The organism is Plantactinospora solaniradicis (genome assembly GCF_042658085.1).
Lineage (GTDB): Bacteria > Actinomycetota > Actinomycetes > Mycobacteriales > Micromonosporaceae > Plantactinospora > Plantactinospora solaniradicis.
On the sequence record NZ_JBHSPR010000036.1, the window covers coordinates 1 to 7,293 of the forward strand.

General features: G+C 70.8%; 1 protein-coding gene. It reads right to left on the bottom strand.

Annotated elements, in window-relative coordinates; genetic code table 11:
* On the bottom strand, window positions 1–7,293 hold a 7,293-nt coding region (locus tag ACFP2T_RS31565; protein WP_377428205.1), incomplete at both ends, for an amino acid adenylation domain-containing protein.

Genomic DNA, 7,293 nt, shown 5'->3' on the forward strand with positions numbered 1-7,293 from the left:
ATACGCCAAGCTCTGCGGCGCGACCTCCGCCGTCACCGGCTGGGCCCGCCACACCGCCGGATCGTCGAACGCCACCGGCACCACACCACGCACCGGCAACTCATCCAGGACGTCTGACACACCCAGCACCACGATCGCCCGGCTGTCGGCCAGCATGAACTCGATCCGCTCCGCCGGGTACCGCACATCCACCGGTAGATACGCCGCTCCCGCCTTCAACACACCCAGCAACGCCACCACCAGGTCGACACCACGGTCCAACACGACCGCCACCACCGACTCCGGCCCGATCCCCAACCCACGCAGATGACCGGCCAACCGACCAGCCCGCTCATCCAACTCCGCGTACGACAGCTCCACGCCATCGGCGGCCACCGCAACCGCGTCCGGCGTCTCCGACACCCAACGCCCGAACAACTCCACCACCGACCCCGCCGACACCGGCACCGCCGTGTCGTTCCACTGCCGGACCACCAGGTCACGACCTTGCGGATCCAGCACGTCGAGCGCGTGGAGGGCAGTGTCCGGTCCGCCGTCAAGTGTCCGGCGCAGTGCCGCGAGCACGCCCTCCGTGCCGGTACGCAGGAGCTCGCCGACCATCGACGGGTCGATGGGGGTGACGACATGCACGCTGATGCTCAACCCGCCGTCGCCGAGGTCGTTGACCGAGACACCCAGGGGGTAGTTGCTCCCCTCCCGGGTCATCAGGCTGCGAATCCCCTGGTTCTGGTCGCCGCCTCCGCCAGCGGACCGGACGATGTGGCGATAGTTGAAGAAGCTGGTGAACAGCGGCGAGTCGCCGGGCACACCGCTGGCCTGCTGGGCGACGGCCAGCGGCGCGTGCTCGTGTTCCAGCAGGGTCGCCAGCTGTGAACGCATCGCCTCGACCGCGTCGCGGACACCGACCCCACCGGTACGGGCCCGTACCGGCAGCATGTTGATGAACGGGCCGAGCACCCGGTCCGCGCCCTCACCGGCGTTCATCCGGCCGAACAACACGGTCCCGAACACCACGTCATCACGACCCGACAACACCGCCAGCACCCGGGCCCACGCCACGTGCAGCACCGTCGCGGGCGACACGCCCAACCGCCGGCACACCTCCCGAAGAGCGACGGTCACCTCATCCGGCACCGGTACCAACGCCTTCGTCGACCCGGTCCCGTCACCGCGGACATCGAACAGGCCGAGCGGCGCGGTCGACCCGTCAACGTCACCGAGCAGTTCGGTGAAGTACCGCTCGTGTTCCGCCCGCGGCACGGCTCGGCTCTGCGCCACGAAGTTGCGGAACGGCAGGGCCGGAGCCAGCTGGTCGGCACGACCGGCGAGGATCAACCTCATCTCGTGCAACAGCGCGTCCATACCGACGTGGTCCTGAACAGCATGGTGCATCCGCAACACACCGAGCCACTGGCCGTCACCAGCCTCAGCCACATGCAGATCGATCAACGGCGCCCGGGTCAGCGTGACTCCGGAACCGGCCGCCCCGGTCAACGTCTCGACGCCGGCGGCTTCCAGCACATGCTCGATCACCGGGAAGGTCGCCCGGCGCCACACCACCTGCACCGGCTCGCGCAATCCCTGCCACACGATCGCCGTGCGGTAGATGTCATGCCGGTCCACGATCGTCTGCAGTCCGGCCGCGAATCTGTCCAGACGCTCCCGCGAGCCGAACTCGAGCGCCTGCACGGTCAGGTACGCATCCTGCCCACCCTCCTCGGCAAGCAGGTGATGGAACAGCAGACCCTCCTGCAAGGGCGCCAGCGGGTAGATGTCGGCGACGTTCGCCGCTCCTCCGTCGACCGACGCCACCACCTGGGCGACTTCCGCCTCGGTCAGTTCGACCAGGGTCAGCATCTCCGGCGTGATCACCTGTGCGCCGGCCGGGATCAGGTTTTCCGGCACCACCACCGGCGGCGCGCCCGCGGAGGCCGCCAGTCCCGCCGGGGTCGGCGACTGGAACAACGCCCGCACGGACACCGACACGCCCGCCGTCCGCAGCCTCTCCACCAGCGACACCGCCAGCAGCGAATGCCCGCCCAACGCGAAGAAGCTGTCGTCCACGCCCACCGATTCCAGGCCGAGGACCTCCGCGAACGCCGCGCACAGCACCTCTTCCTGCACGCTGGCGGGAGCCCGGCCCGCCCCGCCGCGGTACTCCGGTGCCGGCAACGCCCGCCGGTCCAGCTTCCCGTTCACGGTCAGCGGCAGCGCCGCCAGCGTCACGAACGCGGCCGGGACCATGTAGTCCGGCAGCCGCCGACCCAGGAACGCCGTCAGCTCGTCGTCGGAGACGCCGAAGGGGGCGGGCACCAGGTAGGCGACCAGCCGCCTGTCCCCCGGCGTGTCCTCGCGGGCGATCACCGCCACCTGCGCCACGCCCGGATGCTCGGCCAACACCGTCTCGATCTCACCGGGCTCGATCCGGAAGCCCCGGATCTTCACCTGCTCGTCCGCCCTGCCCACGAACACGAGCTGACCGTCGTCGGTCCAGCGGGCGACGTCGCCGGTGCGGTACATCCGCTCACCCGGGCCAGCGTGAGGGCAGGCCACGAACCGTTCCGCGGTCAGCCCCGACCGGCCCACATAGCCGCGTGCCAGCCCCGCGCCCGCCACGTACAACTCGCCCGGGACCCCGACCGGGACCGGGCTCAACGCATCGTCGAGGACATACAGGCGGGTGTTCGCGATCGGCCGGCCGAACGGCACCGGACCCGTCCGGCCCGGATCGACCTCACCCGCGGCGACCATCACTGTCGCTTCGGTCGGCCCGTACGTGTTCACCAACCGGCGACCGGCCGACCACTCCCGAGCGGTCTGCTCCCCGATCGCCTCCGCACCCACCGCCAGGGACTCCACCGGCAGCCGTTCCGGGGCCAGCACCGACAACAGTGACGGCACCACACTGGCCACCCGGACCGGCAGGTCGGCCAGCAGTTGCGGCTCAGCGCGCTCCCGATCGCCGGCGATCACCAGCGTGCCGCCCCGGGTCAGCGCCACGCCCACGTCCAGCACCGAGGCGTCGAATCCGAACGACGCGAATTGCAACACCCCCACACCTGTGTCCACACCCAGCAACGGCCCGAAAACGGAGAGCAGGTTCATCAGCGAACCGTGCGAGACTGCTACCCCCTTGGGTGCGCCCGTCGAACCGGACGTATAGATCACGTACGCCAGCCCCGCGGAATTCACCGGCCGCGTCGGGAACGGATCGCCGCCTCGGACGTCGTCGACCCGCAGAACGGGAACGTCCAGGGCACCCGAATCATCCCCATCGGAGATCACGGCACGGGCACCGCTGTCGGCCAGGACGAAATTGATCCGCTCCGCCGGCAGCTCCGGGTCGATCGGCACGTACCCCGCGCCGGTCTTCCACACCGCCAGGATCGCCGCGACCATCTCCACACCACGCGGCAACACCAACGCGACCAGCGAGTCGGTGCCCACACCGGCACCGGCCAGCCCCACCGCCAGCTCGTCCGACCGCGCATTCAACTGCGCGTACGTCAGCGTCACACCGTCGGCGGTCACCGCCGGCAGATCGGGATGCGCGGCCGCCCGTCCGGCGAAGAGATCCAGGACCGTACCGTCCGGAATCGGCGCGGCGGTGTCGTTCCACGCGTGCAGCAACCGGCCCCGCTCCGACCGGTCCACCAGACCCACGGCACGCAGCGGCAGCTCCGGCGCCGCGGTGACGATGCCGAGCACCCGGCCGAACCACTGCGCGATCCGCTCCACCGTCGACGGCTCGAACAGGTCCGCGGCACCCGTCACCGAGCAGCGCAGGCCGCTCGGCCGCCCCTCGGGGTCGAAGGTTTCGGTGAGGGTCAGGTCGAGGTCGAAACGTGCGGCCGTCGTCGTGGAGCCGGCCGCCGCGGGCCGGCCGTTACGGCTCCCCGGGACGGCCAGCGGGTTCGTGGCACGTTCGGTGTTCTGCAGGGTCAGCATCACCTGGAACAGCGGCTGTCGCGACAGGGACCGGTCCGGCGCCAACTCCTCCACCAGACGTTCGAACGGCACATCCTGATGCGCCAACGCCCCGAGAGTCGTTGCCCGCACTCGGGACAGGACTTGCCGGAACTCCGGACCCCCGGACAGGTCCGTACGGATCACCAGGGTGTTGACGAAGAACCCGACCAGATCATTCAAGGCCTCGTCCGTACGGCCGGCCACCGCCGACCCGATCGGGATGTCGGTGCCCGCACCCAGCCGCGACAGCAGGACGGCGAGGGCGGCCTGCACCACCATGAAGGGCGTGACGCCCTCCTCGCGGGCCAGCTCCGCGAGCCGCTGGTGCACACCGGCCGGAACCGCCAGCCGCGCCACGTGCCCGCGGTGACTCGCTATCGCCGGGCGGGACCGGTCGTGCGGCAGCGCCAGCTCTTTCGGCGCGCCGGACAGGGCCTCCCGCCAGTAGTCCACCTGGGTCGACAGCAGACTGTCCGGGTCGTCGTCACTGCCGAGCAGTTCCCGCTGCCACAGCGCGTAGTCCGCGTACTGCACCGGCAGCGGCTCCCACGCCGGCGCCGCGCCTGCCTTGCGCGCCTCGTAAGCGACCGCCAGGTCACGGGTGAGCGGACCGGTGGACCAGCCGTCGGTGGCGACGTGGTGCACCACCAGGGCGAGGACCCGCTCGTCCGGCCCCGCCTCGACCAGCGTGGCCCGGATCGGCGCCTCGGTCGACAGGTCGAACGCGTACCGGTTCGCCTCGCCCACCGCCGCGGCCACCTCGCCCGGTTCGACCCGAACGACCTCCAGCTCCCAGGCCAGTTCGTCGAGGGTCAGGACCCGCTGGTACGGCTCGCCCTCGGCGACGGCGAAGATCGTGCGCAGCGACTCGTGCCGGCCGATCACGTCCCGGAGCGCCGCTCCCAGCGCTGACGTGTCCACCTCTCCGGACAGCCGAATCATCGAGGGGATGTTGTGCGTCGCGCCCGGGCCTTCCAACTGGGCCAGGAACCACAGCCGCCGCTGTGCGAACGACAACGGCACTCGCTCCGGGCGATCGGCGGGACGCACCGCCGGCCTGGGCCCGACCGTGTCGGCGGCGGCCAGCCGCGCCGCCAGCCTGGCCGGAGTGCTGGCCTCGAACAGGGTGCGCAGCGGCAGCTCCGCACCGAGACTGACCCGGACCCGCGACACCAGCCGCACCGCCAGCAGCGAATGTCCACCCAACTCGAAGAAACTGTCGTCGACACCGACCGACTCCAGGCCGAGCACCTGCGCGAACGCGGCACACAGCAGCTCTTCCTGCACGCTGGCCGGTGCTCGGCCCGCCCCGGTGCCGTACTCCGGGTCCGGCAGGGCCCGCCGGTCCAGCTTCCCGCTGGTGGTCATCGGCAGCCGCGCCAACAGCACCACGGCGGACGGGACCATGTACTCCGGAAGCCGTTCCCCCAGCAAACCCCGCAGGTCGCCCACGTCACCATCGGCGACCACGTACGCGACCAACCGCCCGTCGTGCACGACCACCGCGGCCTGAGCCACGCCCGCGCAGGTACGCAGGGCGTTCTCGATCTCGCCGGGCTCGATCCGGAACCCGCGGACCTTCACCTGCGCATCCGCCCGGCCCAGGAAGTCGAGCTGCCCGTCAGCGGTCCACCTCGCCCGGTCGCCGGTGCGGTACATCCGCTGACCCGCGGCTGCGTACGGAGACGCTACAAACCGCTCACCTGTCAGCGCCGCCCGCCCGACGTAGCCGCGGGCCACGCCGGGGCCGGCAAGGTACAACTCACCCTCGACCCCGGCCGGCATCGGCGCCAGCATGTCGTCCAGCACGTACGCCTGGAAGTTGGGCAAGGGGCGGCCGACCACCGGATGCTCCGCGTCGCTGACGCGGCAGCCGAGCGCGTCGATGGTGCACTCCGTCGGCCCGTAGAGGTTGTAGACGGTGATGTCCGTGGCGGCCGCCAGCTCGAGCCACAGCGGCTCGTCCATCGCCTCGCCGCCGACGTCCAGCATTTTCGGACGGTGCCGCTCGTCCGAGAGCAAACCCGCGTACAGCAGTTCCCGGACGTAGGAGGGAGTGACGTTCAGGTAGTCGATCCGGTGCTCGGCAACGTAGGCGGCGAACGCCCGCGGACCCAGGCGGACGTCGTCGTCCAGCACGTGCAGCTCGTGACCACGGGCCAGGAACAGCATCCCTTCCAGCGAGGCGTCGAAGGAGAACGACGCGCTCAGCGCGGCCCGCAGCCGACCGCCGGCATCGGCGGTGGCCACCCGATGGTGGGACAGCAGGTCCGCCAAGTTGCGGTGCTCGACCAGCACCGCCTTGGGCATACCGCTGGAACCGGAGGTGTAGATCAGGTACGCCGCGTGGCCGGGGAGCGGGACGCCGAGCCGGTCAGCGTCGGTCAGGTCATCGCCGGAGTACCGGGCCAGCAGCTCGGCCGTCGCCGGGTCGTCGAGGACAAGACGAGGTGCCTCGGCCCCGAGGTCCCCGGCGGTCGAGGTGGTCACCACCAGCGCCGGAGCCGCGTCGCGGAGCATGAACGCGACACGGCTCGCCGGCATGCCCGAGTCGACGGGCACGTAGGCGCCACCAGCCTTCCAGACAGCGAGAATCGCGACCACCATCTGTTCCGAATGTGGCAACGCGAGCGCCACCACCCGCTCCGGTCCCACGCCCCGCTCGACCAGGTGCCGCGCCAGCCGGTTCGCCCGCGCATTCACCTCGGCGAACGTCAACGGCGCCGCGAGCGTGCCGGAACACAACGCCGCTACGTCCGGGGTACGCCTGGCCTGGCCTTCGAAGACGATGGGATAGGTCACCGCAGGGGTGTCCGCGGCGGTGTCGTTCCACTCATGCAGGATCCGGTGCCGCTGCCCGGCGTCCAGAACACCGATCTCGCGCAGGGCGGTGCCGGGATCCTCATCGAGGGCCGTGACCAGATTCTCCAGGACGGTGCATGCCAGGTGACCGACCAGGCGGGGATCGATCGACGCGACCGCATCGACCGTGATACTCAGCCCGTCGTCGCCGCGGTCGTTGATCGACACGTCCAGTGGATAGTTGGTCCGCTCCTGGCTCATCAGGCTGCGGATACCGCCGCGCTCACCGCGCGGTGCCGTGTCGGTCCGGGTGATGTGGCGGTAGTTGAACAGGCTGGTGAACAGCGGCAGGTTCCCCGCCACCCCGCTGGCCTGCTGGGCGACGGCCAGCGGCGCGTGCTCGTGTTCCAACAGCGCCGCGAGCTGTGAGCGCATCGCCTCGACCGCGTCGTGGACACCGATCCCACCGGTACGGGCCCGTACCGGCAACGTGTTGATGAACGGGCCGAGCACCCGGTCCGC